Source organism: Streptomyces sp. NPDC047049 (genome assembly GCF_040643995.1).
Lineage (GTDB): Bacteria > Actinomycetota > Actinomycetes > Streptomycetales > Streptomycetaceae > Streptomyces > Streptomyces mooreae.
Genome location: NZ_JBEYVM010000002.1, coordinates 402,658 through 419,491, shown reverse-complemented (window position 1 = coordinate 419,491; position 16,834 = coordinate 402,658). Strand labels below are relative to the sequence as shown.

The 16,834-nt window shown below is 73.8% G+C and carries 11 protein-coding genes; 3 read left to right on the top strand and 8 right to left on the bottom strand.

What is annotated here, in order from left to right:
• Positions 1 to 18: 18 nt before the first annotated feature.
• On the bottom strand, positions 19 to 1,764 hold the full coding sequence (locus tag ABZ851_RS05900; protein WP_361122708.1) for a TIGR03767 family metallophosphoesterase: 1,746 nt from the start codon (positions 1,762 to 1,764) through the stop codon (positions 19 to 21).
• A gap of 461 nt (positions 1,765 to 2,225) precedes the next feature.
• On the opposite strand from ABZ851_RS05900, the gene ABZ851_RS05895 reads away from it, so the two are divergent.
• Positions 2,226 to 3,257, top strand: a complete 1,032-nt coding sequence (locus tag ABZ851_RS05895; protein ID WP_088797668.1) for an aspartate-semialdehyde dehydrogenase — start codon at positions 2,226 to 2,228, stop codon at positions 3,255 to 3,257.
• A gap of 83 nt (positions 3,258 to 3,340) precedes the next feature.
• Here ABZ851_RS05895 and ABZ851_RS05890 read toward each other — a convergent pair whose 3' ends face one another.
• Complete coding sequence (locus tag ABZ851_RS05890) at positions 3,341 to 3,877, bottom strand: DUF1203 domain-containing protein (protein WP_361122704.1); 537 nt, start codon at positions 3,875 to 3,877, stop codon at positions 3,341 to 3,343.
• A 196-nt stretch (positions 3,878 to 4,073) separates the two neighbouring features.
• Here ABZ851_RS05890 and pepN point away from each other — a divergent pair, with 196 nt between their 5' ends.
• Positions 4,074 to 6,668, top strand: coding sequence for an aminopeptidase N (pepN, locus tag ABZ851_RS05885; protein ID WP_361122701.1), 2,595 nt, complete (start codon positions 4,074 to 4,076; stop codon positions 6,666 to 6,668).
• 169 nt (positions 6,669 to 6,837) lie between these two features.
• On the opposite strand, the gene alc is transcribed toward pepN, so the two are convergent.
• The 6 genes from alc to ABZ851_RS05855 form a co-directional block, all read right to left on the bottom strand.
• Positions 6,838 to 7,983, bottom strand: coding sequence for an allantoicase (gene alc, locus ABZ851_RS05880; protein ID WP_361122698.1), 1,146 nt, complete (start codon positions 7,981 to 7,983; stop codon positions 6,838 to 6,840).
• 91 nt (positions 7,984 to 8,074) lie between these two features.
• Positions 8,075 to 9,061 (bottom strand): LysR family transcriptional regulator, encoded by a 987-nt coding sequence (locus ABZ851_RS05875; RefSeq protein WP_361122695.1) that lies wholly within the window; start codon positions 9,059 to 9,061, stop codon positions 8,075 to 8,077.
• A 69-nt stretch (positions 9,062 to 9,130) separates the two neighbouring features.
• Positions 9,131 to 10,111, bottom strand: coding sequence for an acyl-ACP desaturase (locus tag ABZ851_RS05870; protein ID WP_361122692.1), 981 nt, complete (start codon positions 10,109 to 10,111; stop codon positions 9,131 to 9,133).
• A gap of 332 nt (positions 10,112 to 10,443) precedes the next feature.
• Positions 10,444 to 10,692 (bottom strand): hypothetical protein, encoded by a 249-nt coding sequence (locus tag ABZ851_RS05865; protein WP_336052283.1) that lies wholly within the window; start codon positions 10,690 to 10,692, stop codon positions 10,444 to 10,446.
• Positions 10,693 to 10,826: 134 nt separating this feature from the next.
• Positions 10,827 to 12,980, bottom strand: coding sequence for a 4-alpha-glucanotransferase (malQ, locus tag ABZ851_RS05860; protein ID WP_361122689.1), 2,154 nt, complete (start codon positions 12,978 to 12,980; stop codon positions 10,827 to 10,829).
• Positions 12,981 to 12,986: 6 nt separating this feature from the next.
• On the bottom strand, positions 12,987 to 13,256 hold the full coding sequence (locus ABZ851_RS05855) for a hypothetical protein (RefSeq protein WP_311623753.1): 270 nt from the start codon (positions 13,254 to 13,256) through the stop codon (positions 12,987 to 12,989).
• Between the two features lie 493 nt (positions 13,257 to 13,749).
• On the opposite strand from ABZ851_RS05855, the gene ABZ851_RS05850 reads away from it, so the two are divergent.
• Positions 13,750 to 16,740 (top strand): beta-N-acetylglucosaminidase domain-containing protein, encoded by a 2,991-nt coding sequence (locus tag ABZ851_RS05850; RefSeq protein WP_361122684.1) that lies wholly within the window; start codon positions 13,750 to 13,752, stop codon positions 16,738 to 16,740.
• The last annotated feature ends 94 nt before the right edge of the window (positions 16,741 to 16,834 follow it).

Sequence of the window (16,834 nt, the reverse complement as noted above, 5' to 3'; positions counted from 1 at the left end):
GGGTGTCCCCCGGCGCCGTCAGCTCCGCTTGAGCAGCAGCTCGACGTTGCGGTCCCGGGACGTGCCCGCCAGGTCGCTGCGGGCCTCGGGGGCGTTGAAGGACAGCTCGCGGTAGAGGGCCGCCAGCCCGGTCTGCGAGAGGTCGCCGAAGTCCGTGCGGTGCGGGGCGGCCGACTCGATCAGGGTGGTGAACAGCGACAGCGTGCCGTCGTGGTTGTCCACCAGCTCGATGACCCGGGCCAGCTGCGGGAAGTCGATGTGCGAGGCGGTGGAGACCTCCCAGAAGCTGCCGTGCGCGATGATCTCGTTCTTGTGGCTGTGGCCGTTGATCCAGCCGACGACACGGGGGTGGGCGGCCAGCAGCTCCACCAGCTCGGCACCGTTGTGCCGCTTCTCGTGCGGGCGGGCCGGGTCGGGCCGGGTGTTGTTCATCGTCTTGCTGGTGTGGTGGCTGAAGACCAGCACATGGGCCTTCTCCCCCTTCTCGTTCTCCTTCAGCGTCCGCTCCAGCCAGCGCAGCTGGGCGTCACCGACCGAGCCGGTGTAGTGGCCGCCGGGGTCGGTGGTGTCCAGGCTGATCCCGAGGACGTCGTCGGAGACCCGGAAGGTGTAGTAGAGGCGGTCCCCGTCGAGATGGGCGGAGGTGTAGCCGTGACCGTGCGGACCGGGTCCGGTGTGCGCCGGGTCGAGGTGGGCGCGCAGATATTCGGCCCGGGTGAAGGGGGCGCGCCGCTCGTCGGGGGTGACCCTCCTGGCCTGCTTGGCGTGCGCCGTCAGCAGCCGCTTGAAGTCCGCCCCCTCGGGGTCGAGGCCGTCCTTGACCGCCTTCCAGACCTTCGCGGCCTCGGCGGCGGGCAGCGTCTCCAGCTTGCGGCCGCCGGTGGCGATCTCGGTCCAGAAGGGGTCGCCGGGGGCGTAGCACCCGCCGGGCAGCGAGTCGTGGTTACCGACCGTCGAGTACCAGGGCAAATGCAGCCCCGGGCTGTGGACGGTGCGGATCGCGGCCGCCAGGAACCCGTCCAGCCGCGGGAAGCCCCGCTTCTTGTCGGCGTCGCGCAGGGCGCGCTCCGGCTGCCAGTACAGCGGCAGCCCGCTGTCCTGGACCCCTTCGTAGCGGCGCGGGTCGCCGGAATTCGGGGTGATCCTGCCGCCGCTCATCGCGGTCAGGAACCACTCCAGCTCCAGCTTGGAGTTGTTGTCGGTGTTGTCACCGGTGGTCATCACGAAGGACAGCGGGGCGCCGGTGGCGGGCCCGCCGGACAGCGCGTTGACCCGCTCGACCAGCGAGACGGCCCCGGCGACCGACAGCGCCTCCTGGGGCCGCCAGGCGCTGGCGGTCTCGGCGCGCAGGTACTCGTAGCGCAGCGGGCTCTGCACATCGACCAGGTGCAGGTCGGTGAACTGCACGAACGACGCCAGCGCGGTACGCCGCTTGTCGCGCCCGCCGTGGGCCGTGGCGAGGTCGGCGCGGACCACCCGGTCCCAGGCGGGGCCGTCCCCGAGCCGGCGGTAGCCTCCGCTGCCGCGCGGGGCGGACACCCCGGCGAGGGTGGTGCCGCGGGTGTACGGCGCAGGGGGGACGGCGGGGGCATCGACCGGGACCGGCGCGGCCGGGGCCGGGCCGGAGGCAACGGTGGCCGCCTGCGCCGCCCGGTCCGGGCCGACGCCGAAGGCGAGCCCGAGGCCGGTGGCGGCACCGACCGCTCCGGTGGCGGTGAGGAACGTACGGCGGTCGAAGGTGGCGGCGGACCGTATACGGGACATACGCAAGGCTCCCCGGGTGCGAACGCGAAGGCGGCCGGGCAGCACAACTGCCCTGTCACCTGGGATGGTTGGCATCCGGGATGACCTGCGCGTGAACGCCGTGGCAACGCGGAGAACCCATCACCGCACAGGGATCTGCCGGCCACCTTCCGGTCATGGAGCCCTGCCCGGCGGTGCGGCCGGCGGTCACCGGCCGTTCACCGGCCGGGGTAACCGGACCCGCCACGGGCCGCCCCGGCTCCCTCACGGACCGCCGCCGGGGGGCCGCCCCGGCGCCCCCACCGCCGACCGCCCCGTACGCACCGTGAGCACTCCGGCGCACTACGCGCCGGTACGGCCTCCCGACCCGCCACGGAACGGAACGGATTGGACAACGCGACGGGTATCACACACATGATGGAGGCACTACTGAGCAGGTGTCCCGAGCAGACACCCATGTCAGGCCAGAAAGAAGGAGTCCCATGAGGATCGGAATCGTCGGAGCCACCGGACAGGTCGGCGGCGTGGTGCGAGGCATCCTCGCCGAGCGGAACTTCCCGGTCGAGCAGCTGCGGCTGTTCGCTTCGGCCCGGTCCGCCGGACGGACGCTGCCCTGGCAGGACACCGAGATCACCGTCGAGGACGCGGCCACCGCCGACTACTCGGCGCTGGACATCGTGATCTTCTCGGCGGGCGGCGCCACGTCCAAGGCGCTGGCCGAGAAGGTCGCCGACGCCGGCCCGGTCGTGATCGACAACTCCTCGGCCTGGCGCCGCGACCCCCAGGTCCCGCTGGTCGTCTCCGAGGTCAACCCGTCGGCGATCACCGACCGGCCCAAGGGCATCATCGCCAACCCGAACTGCACCACCATGGCCGCGATGCCGGTGCTGCGCCCGCTGCACGAGGAGGCCGGCCTGGTCTCCCTGGTCGTCGCCACCTACCAGGCGGTCTCCGGCAGCGGTCTGGCCGGTGTGGAGGAGCTGGACGGCCAGGTCCGCAAGGCCGTCGAGCAGGACGCCACCAAGCTGACGCACGACGGCGCGTCCGTGGAGTTCCCCGAGCCGGACAAGTACGTCCGCCCGATCGCCTTCAATGTGCTCCCGATGGCCGGCGCGATCGTCGACGACGGTCTGAACGAGACCGACGAGGAGCAGAAGCTCCGCAACGAGAGCCGCAAGATCCTGGAGATCCCGGACCTGAAGGTGTCCGGCACCTGTGTCCGCGTCCCGGTCTTCACCGGTCACTCGCTGCAGGTCAACGCCCGTTTCGCGCGTCCGATCAGCCCGGCGCGCGCCCAGGAGCTGCTGGCCGGCGCCCCCGGCGTCACCCTCTCGGACGTGCCCACCCCGCTCCAGGCCGCCGGCCAGGACGCGTCCTTCGTGGGCCGGATCCGCAACGACGAGACCGTCGAGAACGGCCTGGCGCTGTTCGTCTCCAACGACAACCTCCGCAAGGGCGCGGCGCTGAACGCCGTCCAGATCGCGGAGCTGGTCGCCGCGGAGCTGCGCGGCTGACGCCTGCTGCTCGCACACGGCGGGTGCCCGTACGGAGTCTCCGTACGGGCACCCGCCGTTCCGGCTTCCGGGGCCACCGGTCCTCAGCGGGTGCGCCGGACCTCGAAGTGGAAGCAGCCGTACTCCACGGCCCGTACGTGCACCAGCGCCGTCCGCGGATCGGCGAACGCCTCCCCGAGGGCCGCGTCGAACGCGGCCCGGGCGTCCTCGGGGACCTCCAGGTACCGGCCGCCGGTGATCTGCCCCCGCGCGTTGTAGCGACGCAGCACGCGCAGCGACCCGGCCGACATCGCGGGATACCGGCCGGCCGCGCCGTCCGGCCCGCCGCACGCCCCGGCGTGGATGAACACCGGCCCCTGCTCGTCGTACGCCCCGGGCTCCGCCCCGGTCGCGGCCGCCCAGCGGCGCAGCGGCGCATACGAGACCAGCGCCACCCGCTCGCCGGCCCGGACCTCGCGCAGGCAGCAGCGCAGCGGCGCCCCGACGGCGTCCTGCGGCACCCCGTCCTCACGGGCGGTGAACGGCTCGGCGGGCCGCCCGGCGTCGTCGGTGACCCGCAGTTGTCTGAGTGCGGTCTCGGGGATGGGGAGAGCGGCGTAGTCGGTGGTGTGAGTTGTCATGCCTCAAGCGTCGGCGTCGCGGGCGCGCTGTGCCGGCGGGAATCGGACGCCACGCTTCCTTCCCCGGTTCCGGCCGCGGTGCGGCGGGCGCGGGTTCGGCGGCGACCGATCCCGAGCTGCCCACGATCAAGGGGCCCCTGCCGTGGAAGGATGACGGAAACGCCGCATACGAGGCCGCTTACGAGGAGATGACCTGGTGCCTGGCACGAATCTGACCCGCGACGAGGCGCAGCAGCGGGCGCGCCTGCTGACCGTGGACGCGTATGAGATCGATCTCGACCTCTCCGGCGCGCAGGAGGGGGGTACCCCGGGCGACGACGGGAACGGGGGTGGCACGTACCGGTCGGAGACGACCGTGCACTTCGATGCGGCCGAGGCGGGCGCGGAGACCTTCATCGACCTGGTGGCGCCGGCCGTGCACGAGGTCGTGCTCAACGGCGAGGCGCTGGACCCGGAAGCGGTGTTCAAGGACTCGCGGATCGCGCTGCCGGGGCTGCGGGCCGGCCGCAACGAGCTGAAGGTGGTGGCGGACTGCGCCTACACCAACACCGGTGAGGGACTGCACCGCTTTGTCGACCCCGTGGACCAACAGGCCTACCTCTACACGCAGTTCGAGGTACCGGACGCGCGGCGGGTGTTCGCCTCGTTCGAGCAGCCGGACCTGAAGGCGACTTTCCAGTTCACCGTGAAGGCCCCGGAGGGCTGGACGGTGATCTCCAATTCGCCGACTCCGGAGCCGAGCGAGAACGTCTGGCGCTTCGAGCCGACGCCGCGGATCTCGACCTACATCACGGCGCTGATCGCCGGTCCTTACCACAGCGTGCACAGCTCGTACGAGAAGGACGGGCGGACGGTGCCGCTGGGCATCTACTGCCGGCCGTCGCTGGCCGAGCACCTGGACGCGGAGGAGATCTTCGCGGTCACCCGGCAGGGTTTCGACTGGTTCCAGGAGAAGTTCGACTACGCCTACCCGTTCGCGAAGTACGACCAGCTCTTCGTGCCGGAGTTCAACGCCGGCGCGATGGAGAACGCGGGCGCGGTGACCATCCGCGACCAGTACGTCTTCCGCTCGAAGGTGACGGACGCGGCGTACGAGGTGCGGGCGGAGACGATCCTGCACGAGCTGGCGCACATGTGGTTCGGCGACCTGGTCACCATGGAGTGGTGGAACGACCTGTGGCTGAACGAGTCGTTCGCCACCTACACCTCGATCGCCTGCCAGGCCTACGCCCCGGGCTCGAAGTGGCCGCACTCGTGGACGACGTTCGCCAACTCCATGAAGACCTGGGCGTACCGGCAGGACCAGCTGCCGTCCACCCACCCGATCATGGCCGAGATCAACGACCTCGACGACGTCCTGGTCAACTTCGACGGCATCACCTACGCCAAGGGCGCCAGCGTCCTCAAGCAGCTGGTCGCCTATGTCGGCATGGACGAGTTCTTCCAGGGCGTCCAGGCCTACTTCAAGGCGCACGCCTACGGGAACACCCGGCTGTCGGACCTGCTCGGCGCGCTGGAGGAGACCAGCGGGCGGGACCTGAAGACCTGGTCGAAGAAGTGGCTGGAGACCGCGGGGATCAACATCCTGCGGCCGGAGATCGAGGTGGACGGCGCGGGCGTCATCACCTCCTTCGCGGTCCGGCAGGAGGCCCCGGCGCTGCCGGCCGGCGCCAAGGGCGAGCCGGTGCTGCGGCCGCACCGGATCGCGATCGGCGCCTATGACCTCCAGGGCGGCAAGCTGGTCCGCACCGAGCGGATCGAGCTGGACGTGGACGGCGAACTGACCGCCGTGCCCCAGCTGGTGGGCACGGCCCGGCCGGCCGTCATCCTCCTCAACGAGGACGACCTGTCCTACGCCAAGGTCCGGATGGACGAGGAGTCGCTGAAGACCGTCACCGAACACCTCGGTGACTTCACCGAGTCGCTGCCGCGCGCCCTGTCGTGGGCGGCGGCCTGGGACATGACGCGGGACGGCGAACTGGCCACCCGCGACTACCTGTCGCTGGTGCTGTCCGGCATCGGCAAGGAGTCGGACATCGGCGTCGTCCAGTCGCTGCACCGCCAGGTGAAGCTGGCGCTGGACCTGTACGCGGCTCCGGAGTGGCGCGAGACGGGGCTCGCGACCTGGACGGCGGCGGCCCTGGAGCAGCTGCGGGCGGCCGAGCCGGGCAGCGACCACCAGCTGGCCTGGGCCCGTGCGTTCGCCGCCGCGGCCCGTACGGACGAGCAACTGGACCTGCTGCAGGGCCTGCTGGACGGCACGCAGGAGGTCGCCGGGCTCGTCGTGGACACCGAGCTGCGCTGGTCGCTGCTGCACCGGCTGGCCGCCACCGGCCGGGCGGACGAGAAGGCCATCGCGGCGGAGCTGGACCGGGACAAGACCTCGGCGGGCGAGCGGTACGCCGCGACGTGCCGCGCGGCGCGTCCCACGGCGGAGGCGAAGGCCGAGGCCTGGGCCTCGGTGGTGGAGTCGGACCGGCTCCCCAACTCCACGCAGGAGGCCGTCATCAGCGGCTTCGTGCAGACCGACCAGCGGGAGCTGCTGGCGCCCTACAGCGAGAAGTACTTCGCCGTGGTGAAGGACATCTGGAACTCCCGCAGCCATGAGATGGCGCAGCAGATCGCGGTGGGCCTCTACCCGGCGCTGCACGTCTCGCGGGAGACGCTGGAAGCCACCGACGCCTGGCTGGCGTCGGCCGAGCCGAGCGCGGCGCTGCGCCGGCTGATGACCGAGTCGCGGGCCGGGATCGAGCGGGCGCTGAAGGCGCAGGCCGCGGACGCGGCGGCCTGACCGTCCCGCAGGGGGACCCGGCATCGGGATTCCGCCGGGTCCCCGCCACAGGGGCTTACGCGCCGTGGCGGCGGAATGTCCTTCCGCCGCCACGGCGTCGGCCGCCCCGGCCCGCCCTGCGCCGGGCCCCGTCCCCTCCCGCGCCGCCCGGGTGCACGCGGGGTGCGGCTCAGCCGCCCAGGGCGTCGAAGCGGCTGCCGAGGGCGGCGCGGCCGGCCGCGGTGAGGTCGCCGTGCAGGCGCAGCCGTGCCAGGCCGCCGTCGGGGAAGACGTCCAGCCGTACGTGGGTGGCCGTCACGGAGCGCGGCAGCCGGAAGCGGTGCGGGGTGTCGGGCTGGAGCCGGGTCTTCGGCAGGATCTCGAACCAGGAGGCCTCGTCGGCCGGGTCGCCGTCGCAGCCGGACAGGGCCGCCCAGCCGGCCGAGTTGCCCTTGAGGTAGGCGGTGTCGATCTCCACGGCGCGGATCTCGCCCTGGGCGGCGAGCCGGAAGCGGACCCAGTCGTGGGTGCCCTTGACCCGGCGGCGGCGGTTCTCCCAGCCGTCGTCCATCTTGCGGGACAGGTCGGGCCGGATGAGCTGGGTGGGCGAGGAGTAGAAGCGGTCGGACGCGTCCTCGACGGTGCCGCCGTGCAGCACCGAGGCCAGGTCGAGGGTGCCCAGCACATCGAGCCATTCCGGGTCCGGCACGACCTCGCCGTGGACCCGCAGGCGCGCTATCCCCCCGTCGGGGTGCTGCTTGAGGCGGAGGTGGGTGAAGCGGCGCTCCACGGTCACCTCGAAGCCGTTGGCGGCGTGGCCGCGGACGGGGGTGCGCGGGACCAGCTCCTCCCACTTCACCCCGCCGGCGAGCAGTTCCTCGGGGCCGGGGCTGCCGGGGAGCGCGGTGGCCTCGACGCTGACCTGCTGGGGGTAGTTGCCGCGGAAGTGGGCGGTGTCGACGATGATGCCGCGGATCACCCCGGGGGCGGCGAGCCGGATCAGCGCCCAGTCGTGCGCGTCGTCGTCCGGGAAGGGGTGGTCGCCGTCGGTGCCACGGCGGCGGCGGGTCTCCCAGCCGTCCATGATCTTGCCCTTGTGGCCGAAGTGCTCGGGGTCGAAGACCGCCGGGGTGGGCTTCAGCAGGTTCTCGCGCTCGGCGAAGAACTCGTCGTTCGCGGCGATCACCCCGGCGCCGAGGCGGCGGTCGGCGAGGTCGACGAGCGAGGTGAAGGGGAAGTCCCCGCCGCGGTAGTCGGCGTAGGGGTCTCCGCCGCCGTACGGGTTCGCGTCGTTGGCGTGCGGATCAGTGCGGTCGGCGGCCGGGTTGGCGGTCATCGTTGCCTTTCGACGAGGTGAGCCGTGCGGACCACTCCACGGTCGCAGTGGCCCACCCCTCAGGTCCATCGAAAGTTTTTGAGGAATACGTTCAGCTGGGCTGAACAGTGGGGTCTCCCGGCGTCTGGGCGGCGGCCGCCTCCCGCAGCGCGGCGAGCACCCGGGCCAGGCCCGGCGCCCCCTCGGAACCGCGGCGGACGGCGGCGACCACATGGCGGCGCGGCTGGTCGGCGTGCAGCACCCGCACCGCCACTCCCCCGCCACCGCGCCCGCCCCGCACGCCGGGTTCCTCCGCACCGGGCCCGGCGGCGCCCAGGCCGCCCGCCATCGCCATCCGGGGCACCAGCGCCACCCCCATCCCCGCCGCCACCATCGCCCAGATCGCGCTCCAGTCGGCGGCGGCATGCGCCTGCTCGGGCACGAAGCCGGCGCTCTCGCAGGCGGTCGTGGTGATCTGCGACCAGGGCCCGCTGCTGCCGAAGATCCAGGGCTCGTCCGCCAGGTCGGCCAGCCGCAGCCCCGGCTCGCCGGCCAGCGGATGGCCGGCCGGCAGCGCCACGTCCAGCGGGTCGGCGAGCAGCGAGACCCGGCTGAACTTGGGGTCGCGCGGGGTGGGGGCGTGCGCGGCCAGGGACAGCGCCAGATCGACGCTGCCCTCGGCCAGCAGCTCGTAGGCGGCCTCCGCCTCCGCCTCCCGTACGACCACCGACAGCCCGGGGTGGCTGCGGCGCAGCTCCAAGGCGGCCGGGACCACCAGGGCGGGGATAGCCGTGGAGAAGGCACCGATCCGCACCTGGCCCGCCTCGCCCTGGAGGTAGCCGAGCAGGTCCGCGTCCGCGCGCTCCAGCTGGGCGAAGACCGCCTCGGCGTGCCGCAGCACCAGCTGTGCGGCGTCGGTCAGCCGGACCCGCCGGCCGTGCGCCTCCAGCAGCGTGACGCCGAGCGCCCTGGCCAGCCCGGTCAGCTGCTGGGAGACCGCCGAGGGCGTCATGTGCAGCGCCTCGGCGGTCGCGGTGACCGTGCCCAGCTCGTTCAGGGTGCGCAGGATGCGCAGCTTCTTGAGGTCCCAGTCGGCCATGCGGGCAGCGTACGCACCCGCCGCCGCGCGCACCCGCCCGCGGACGGCGGCGGGGGAGGCCTGCCTGGGTCAGCCGCGGCGGTTGGCCTCGCGGCGGGCGAGGATGGCGGCCTGGCGCTCGTCGAACTTCCGCGCCTGGCCGTCCAGCCCGTCCATGAACAGGCCCAGTTCCTCCTGCGCGGCCAGCCCGGCCGGGCCCAGCCCGCCGATCTCCAGCACCTTCAGGTAGCGCAGCACCGGCTGCAGCACGTCGTCGTGGTGGATCCGCAGGTTGTAGATCCCGCCGATGGCCATCCGGGCGGCCGACCGCTCGAAGCCGGGCATGCCGTGGCCGGGCATCCGGAAGCCGGTGACGACATCGCGCACCGCGCACATGGTCTGGTCGGGGGCCATCTCGAAGGCCGCGCCGAGGAGGTTGCGGTAGAAGACCATGTGCAGGTTCTCGTCGGTGGCGATCCGGGCCAGCATCCGGTCGCAGACCGGGTCACCGGAGTGGTGGCCGGTGTTGCGGTGCGAGATCCGGGTGGCCAGCTCCTGGAAGGCGACGTACGCCACCGAGTGCAGCATGCTGTGCGCGTTGTCGGACTCGAAGCCCTCCGACATGTGGGCCATGCGGAACCGCTCCAGCTCGTCCGGGTCGACCGCCCGGCTGGTGAGCAGGTAGTCCCGCATCACGATGCCGTGCCGGCCCTCCTCGGCGGTCCAGCGGTGCACCCAGGTGCCCCAGGCGCCGTCGCGGCCGAAGAGGGTGGCGATCTCGTGGTGGTAGCTGGGGAGGTTGTCCTCGGTGAGGAGGTTGACCACGAGGGCGATCCGGCCGATGTCGCTGACCTTGGACTGCTCGGGGTCCCAGGCGTCACCGTCCAGCGGCCCGGGGAAGTTGCGCCCGTCGCTCCACGGTACGTACTCGTGGGGCATCCAGTCCTTGGCGATCTTCAGATGGCGGTTGAGTTCCTTCTCCACGACCTCTTCGAGCGCGTAGAGCAACTGGGCGTCGCTCCAGGCGGCCTGGCCGAGCTCTCCGTTATGGCGGGCGGGGGCGATGGTCACGGGGGAACTCCTGGGGACGACGACCTACGGGTCCGTAGGTTTGACCTACGGCTGCGTAGGTTACGTCATCGTAGGTTAGGGCCGGTTAAACACCTCCCCCCGTTCAAACCGGTCGAAAAGCGCGCGATAGCCGCCTCGCAACCCCCTTTTCACCTGCGGAAATAGCCGGGTACGACAAAGGGCGCCGCCCTGTTCTGTCACCGTTGGACGCCCGGAGCGGCCCCCGCCCAGGCCCTGCCCGGACCCTGCCCGGTCCCGGGTCCGGGCATGACGAAGGGCGCCCCGCGGTCGATGACCGTGGGGCGCCCTCGAGGCGTCACTGATGCCCGGCGTCAGCCCTTGGGCTGGGCCTGCTTGCGGGACTTGTCGCCCGCGACGACCAGCCCGGCGATGATCAGGAAGAGCACGATGGGTGCAGCGACATAGAGGCCGAGCGTCTGGATCACGCTCAGGCCCGGACCCGGGTCGTCACCGTCGTCGCGGGTGAGCGCAAACGCGGGGGACGACATCAGCAGCATCAGCGCGGTGCCGGCGGTGATGGTTCCGGCGCGCAGGACATTTTTCTTGACCTTGTTGCTCACGAAGTCAACGTATCGGACGCCCCGGCGCCCCGCGCGCGCGGGGTGGCACAACCGGCGGCCGGGTGCGCGGGAGCGGGCTCCCGGGGCGTGCGGCCCGGAGCGCCGGGCGGGACTACCGGCGGCCGCCGGACACTTCACGCATCAGCGCGTGCAGGCGGGGGGAGGCGGCCAGCTCCTCCAGGGTGCACGGACGGCCGTCGGGGCCGGCGATCGGAAGGCGCCAGTTCGGGTACTCCTGCCACGTTCCGGGGAGGTTCTGCGGGCGCCGGTCCCCCACCGCGTCGGGCGCCCACCATCCGCGCCGGGGTCCGCAGCAGGAAGCGGTGGACGGCCCGGACGGCCGCTTCCTCGTCGGCCGCCCCTTCGGGCAGCAGGCCGCGCCGCACCAACTCCCGCAGCCACTCGGTGCGTTCAGAGCGGGCGCGGGAGCGCTCCCGCTCCGGCGGCCCGGCGAGCAGCCCGAGCCGTTCGCGCAGGGCGACGTCCTCACCGGTCAGCCGGGCCGCGGTGGGCGGCAGATCGTGGGTGGTGACGGTGGCCAGACAGGCGCTGCGCCACTCGTCGGGCGCCAGGATGCGGGCCAGGGGCGCGGGGGCGGATGCCGGGGTGGGCTGCGCGGCGGCCTCCGCAGCAGGTTCCGAGGCCGAGGCGGGCTCCGCAGCGGCCTCCGGGCCGGCCTCCCCGTCCTCGCCGCCGCCCTCCCCGCCCCCGTAATCCCGCTCGAACCACAGCACCGACGTTCCCAGGACGCCCCGCTCGGCGAGCGCCGCGCGGACCCCCGGCCCGACGGTGCCCAGGTCCTCACCGATCACCGCGGCACCGGCCCGGTGCGCCTCCAGGGCCAGCACCGAGAGCATCGCCTCGCCGTCGTAGCGGACATAGGCGCCCTCCGTCGGCGGCCGGCCCTCGGGGACCCACCACAGCCGGAACAGCCCCATCACATGGTCGATGCGCAGCGCCCCGGCGTGCCGCAGCATGCCGCGCAGCAGCTCCCGGTAGGGGGCGTGGCCCGCGGCGGCCAGCACGTCCGGGCGCCAGGGCGGCAGGCCCCAGTCCTGGCCACGGGAGTTGAAGGCGTCCGGCGGCGCCCCGACGGACATCCCTGCGGCGAAGGCGTCCTGCTGCGCCCAGGTGTCGGCACCCGAGGGGTGGACACCGACGGCGAGGTCGTGCACCAGCCCGATGCCCATCCCGGCCTCCCGCGCGGCCCGTTGCGCGGCGGCCAGTTGCTGGTCGGTGAGCCAGACGAGGCGGCTGTGGAAGTCGATCCGGTCGAGCAACCGCGGCCGCAGCCGGGCCGTGGCCGGGGAGCGCGGGTCGCTCAGCCCGCCGGGCCAGCCGCGCCAGTGGGGGCCGTGCCGCTCGGCGATCGCGCACCAGGTGGCGTGGTCCTCCAGCGCCTCGCCCTGCTCGGCGAGGAAGTCGCAGTACGCGGCCCGCCGGCCCGGGGTGAGCGGGACCGCGCACATCAGCTCCAGGGCCTCGCGCTTGAGCGCCCAGACCGCGTCCCGGTCGATCAGTGCGCCCCCGTCGAGCACCCCGGTCCGCAGCGCGCGGGCCCGCGCGGCGAGCTCGTCGGCCCGTAAGCGGGCGGCGCCGGTGAGCCGGGCGTACTCCGGGATGTCCTCGATCCACAGATGGACCGGGTCGGGGAAGCGGCGCGAGGAGGGGCGGTAGGGCGAGGGATCGGTGGGCGGGCCGGGGACGGCCGCATGCAGCGGGTTGAGCTGGAGGAAGCCGGTGCCCAGCGCCCGCCCCGACCAGGCGGCGAGGTCGGCGAGGTCCCCCAGGTCGCCCATGCCCCAGGACTGCCGAGACAGGAGGGAGTAGAGCTGCACCAGGAAGCCGTGGCAGCGGCCGGGCGGCGCAGGCACCCGGTCTGGCGCGACGATCAGCGGGGCGCCGGCGGCGCGGCCGTCGGGGGCACGGGCGTGCAGCACATGGACACCGAGGGGCAACCGGGCCAGGGCCACCGGACCGGACGCCGCCAGGCCCTCCACGGCCGTCCCGCTCTCGGTCTCGACCCGCAGGACGGTGCCTTCGGGGAGATGCGCGAGGCCGGGCGGCCGCCCGGGGCGGGCGACGACGGTGCGGGGCAGCAGGGCGCGGGCCGCGCGGTCCTCGTACGCGGCCAGGGCGCTGCGGACGGCTTGCGGGGTCGAGGCATCGACCCCCAGTGCGGCGAGCACGGCGACGACGGTGTCGCCGGTGATCTGGACGCTCCGGCCCGGCGAGGGCTCGTAGGACGTGGCGATGCCGTGCAGCCGGGCGAGCCGCGCGCGGCCCATGGGTCCTCAGACCTCCATGGACTCCGTGCCGTGGCCGGCGGCCGTCGGCTCGCTGGTCAGCGGCAGCTCGGCGGAGATCGGGACCTCGCTGGTCAGCGGGGCGGCGTCGGCGAGCGGGGGCTCGCTGGTCAGGGGCGGCTCGACGAAGCTGAAGGATCCGGAGCCGTCGAGGCCGGAATCGGGGTCGGACACCCCGTCGAAAATGTCGGACTCCATCGTCGCACCTCCCGGTTTGGAGGACAGAGCGTCGAGGAGCAGCTGAGCGGATGCGGCCACGAGGGCCTCCCGTTCATCGGTAATGGGACACGTGGGCCCTACCCACTCGACACGATCGCAGACGTATCTGCTCACGAAACGTGACCCACGTCACATTATGCCTCACGCAGGCGATTTCACTGCGCCGGGCGCCGGGGGGCGCCAAGAACGCGGGGGAACCGGGCTCCGGGACGGAAGTTCTGCGGGCCGGCGAGCCCCCGGATTCCGCCCGTGAGCCCCCCCCCGGATCCCGCCCGCGGCACCGGCCGGACCCCCTCCCCCGGCCGGCCCTCCGGGCCCCCGCCCTCGCCTGGTTGACACCCGAACCGCCACAATGGTGGGCTCACGGCCGGAGGTCTGCCCGAAGGGGCACCGGCGGGGATAAACGGGGCGCCGGTGCGGACCGGCGAGTGATGGACGGGGACGAGGAGCAGCCGTGCGAGGCCGGGGCGTATGGAGCGTCGGAAGTATCGGTAGGAGCGGCAGGGGGAACGGCGCGGGCGCCCGTGCGCGGGTGGCCGGAACCACCGCACTGGCCGCCGCGGTCATCGGAGGCCTGCTCGGCGGGGTGCCCAGCGCCCAGGCGGCGCCCGCGGACCCCGCCGTCGGCGCCCCCGACCGGCCCGACCGGCCGGCCGGCGCCGGGCACGCACCCGCCGTCTGGCCGCGCCCGCAGGCGATGCGGGAGCTGGGCGACGCCGTGCCGCTCGGCCGCGAGGCGGTGCTGGTGGCCGCTGGGGACACCGACCCCCACACCCTGGACGCGCTGCGCGGCCTGCTGCGGGACGCCGGGGTGCACACCGTCCGGCAGCAGGCACCCGGCGACCGGCTGCCCGCGGCCGGGCCGGTGATCCACGTCGGCGGCGAGCAGGCCGCGGCGGCGCTGCGGGCGCTGCGGGCACCGGCCCGCGGGGACCTGCCGGCCGGCGGCTACCGCCTGGCGGTGGGCCAGGTCGCGGGCCGGGACACCGTCGCCCTGGACGGCGTCGGCGCCGACGGCCTCTTCCACGCCGCGCAGACCCTGCGGCAACTGGTCACCCACGGGAACGGCCGGAAGCAGCTGGCCTCGGTGGCCGTACGCGACTGGCCCGGCACGGCGGTGCGCGGCACCACCGAGGGGTTCTTCGGGCAGCCCTGGAGCCAGGCCCAGCGGCTCGCTCAGCTGGACTTCATGGGCCGCACCAAGCAGAACCGCTACCTGTACGCGCCGGGCGACGATCCCTACCGCCAGGCCCGGTGGCGCGACCCCTACCCGGCGGAGCAGCGCGCCGGCTTCCGGGCGCTGGCCGAGCGGGCCCGGGCCAACCACGTCACGCTGGGCTGGGCCGTCGCCCCGGGCCAGGCGATGTGCCTGTCGTCCGAGGAGGACATGCGGGCGCTGCGGCGCAAGGTGGACGCGATGTGGGCGCTGGGCGTGCGCTCCTTCCAGCTGCAGTTCCAGGACGTCAGCTACAGCGAATGGCACTGCGACGCCGACGCGGACGCCTTCGGCACCGGCCCCCGGGCCGCGGCACGGGCGCAGGCCAAGGCCGCCAATGCGCTCGCCGCGCATCTGGCGCAGCGGCATCCGCAGGCCGGGGCGCTCTCCCTGATGCCGACCGAGTACTACCAGGACGGCTCGACGGCGTACCGCCGGGCGCTGTCCGACGCGCTCGACGACCGGGTCGAGGTGGCCTGGACCGGTGTGGGCGTGGTCCCGCGGACCATCACCGGCGGCGAGCTGTCCACGGCCCGCCAGGTGTTCGGCCACCCGCTGGTGACCATGGACAACTACCCGGTCAACGACTACGCCCAGGACCGGATCTTCCTCGGGCCCTACCGGGGCCGGGAGCCGGCCGTCGCCACCGGTTCCACGGCGCTGCTGGCCAACGCCATGCAGCAGCCGCTCGCCTCGCGCATCCCGCTGTTCACGGCCGCCGACTACGCGTGGAATCCGCGCGACTACCACCCGGGCCGGTCCTGGGACGCGGCCGTCGACGATCTGGCGGGCGGCGATCCCCGGTCCCGTGCCGCGCTGCGCGCGCTGGCCGGCAACGCCTCCTCCTCGCTGCTGGACCGGACCGAGTCCGGCTATCTGCAGCCCCTGATCGACCGCTTCTGGAAGGCCCGCGAGGTCGCGGTCAACCACGGCCGGCCGGGCCGGGACCCGGATCTCGCCAAGGCCGCCAAGGCGCTGCGGGCCGCGTTCGCCACCATGAGTACCGCGCCCCGGGACCTGCGCCCCGACCTGGCCGCCGAGGTCCGTCCGTGGGCCGAGCAGCTGGCCCGCTACGGCAGGGCCGGCGTCCAGGCCGTCGACACGCTCATGGCGCAGGCCCATGGCGACGGCGACGCCGCCTGGTCGGCCCAGCGCTCGGCGCAGCGGCTGCGCAAGGAGTGCGCGCACAGCCCGGCGACGGTCGGCAAGGGGGTGCTGGCCCCGTTCCTGGAGCGGGCGATGACCGAGGCCGATGCCTGGACCGGCGCCCGCCGCACCGCCCCCGAGCCCGGCGACGGCGCCGGCGAACGCGACGGCCGGACGTCCCTGACCGTCCCCTTCGAGCGGACCCGCCCGCTCGCCGCGGTGACCGCACTGACCGACCCGGGCCCGTCCGCGGCCGCCGTCTCCATGGAGGCGCATGTCCCGGGCGAGGGCTGGCGCCGCCTCGACCGGCTCTCCGCCAGCGGCTGGACCGAGGCGAAAACACCCCGGCTGCGTGCCGACGCGATACGGCTGACCTGGGCGAAGAGCGCGCACGCCCCCTCCGTGCACGCCTTTACCCCCTGGTTCGGCGACACCCCGGCGGCCGGGCTCGAACTGTCCCGCAAGGAGTCGGACGCCCAGAACGGCGGCAGCGCGACGGTGGACGCCCTGATCTACTCCCGCCGCCCCGGTGACGTCCGCGGGAAGCTGGCGGTCAAGGCGCCCAAGGGCTTCACGGTGCACGCTCCCGAGCAGGTCACCGCACCGCGGGGCGGCACCGCCACGGTCCGCATCACCGTCGGCGTCCCCGAGAACGCCCCCTCGGGGACGTACGAGATCCCGGTGGAGTTCGGCGGTGCCAAGCAGACGCTGACGGTGCGCTCGTATCCGCCCACCGGTGGCAAGGACCTGGCGCGCGGCACCGTCGCCACCTCCTCCGGGGACGAGACCGCGGATTTCCCGGCATCGGCGGCCACCGACGGCAATCCCGCGACCCGCTGGTCCTCCGCCCCGGAGGACGGCGCCTGGCTGCAGTTCGCGCTGGCCCATCCCACCCGGCTCGGCCGGCTCGTCCTGAACTGGCAGGACGCCTACGCCGCCCGCTACCGCGTCCAGGTCTCGCCGGACGGCCGCAACTGGCGCACGGTGGCCACGGTCCGGGACGGCAAGGGCGGCCGCGAGTCCCTCCGGATGGACGCCGAGAACGCCCGGTTCGTCCGCATCCAGGGCGACAAGCGGGCCACCCGCTTCGGCTACTCGCTGTGGTCGGTGGAGGCGTACGCGGTCGCGGAGGCACGGCACCCGGGCCACGACAAGCGGTGAACGGTGCCCGGCGAGCGGCGCCCGGGAACGGGTGCGGTGTGGCGGGTGCGGTGTGGCGGGTGCGCCGGCGGCCGTCGTGGACGCCGCGGGATCC

Bases quoted from the DNA above. Each gene is read 5' to 3' on its own strand.
- ABZ851_RS05900 (WP_361122708.1), bottom strand. From the start codon at position 1,764: ATGTCCCGTATACGGTCCGCCGCCACCTTCGACCGCCGTACGTTCCTC.
- ABZ851_RS05895 (WP_088797668.1), top strand. From the start codon at position 2,226: ATGAGGATCGGAATCGTCGGAGCCACCGGACAGGTCGGCGGCGTGGTG.
- ABZ851_RS05890 (WP_361122704.1), bottom strand. From the start codon at position 3,877: ATGACAACTCACACCACCGACTACGCCGCTCTCCCCATCCCCGAGACC.
- alc (WP_361122698.1), bottom strand. From the start codon at position 7,983: ATGACCGCCAACCCGGCCGCCGACCGCACTGATCCGCACGCCAACGAC.
- ABZ851_RS05875 (WP_361122695.1), bottom strand. From the start codon at position 9,061: ATGGCCGACTGGGACCTCAAGAAGCTGCGCATCCTGCGCACCCTGAAC.
- malQ (WP_361122689.1), bottom strand. From the start codon at position 12,980: ATGGGCCGCGCGCGGCTCGCCCGGCTGCACGGCATCGCCACGTCCTAC.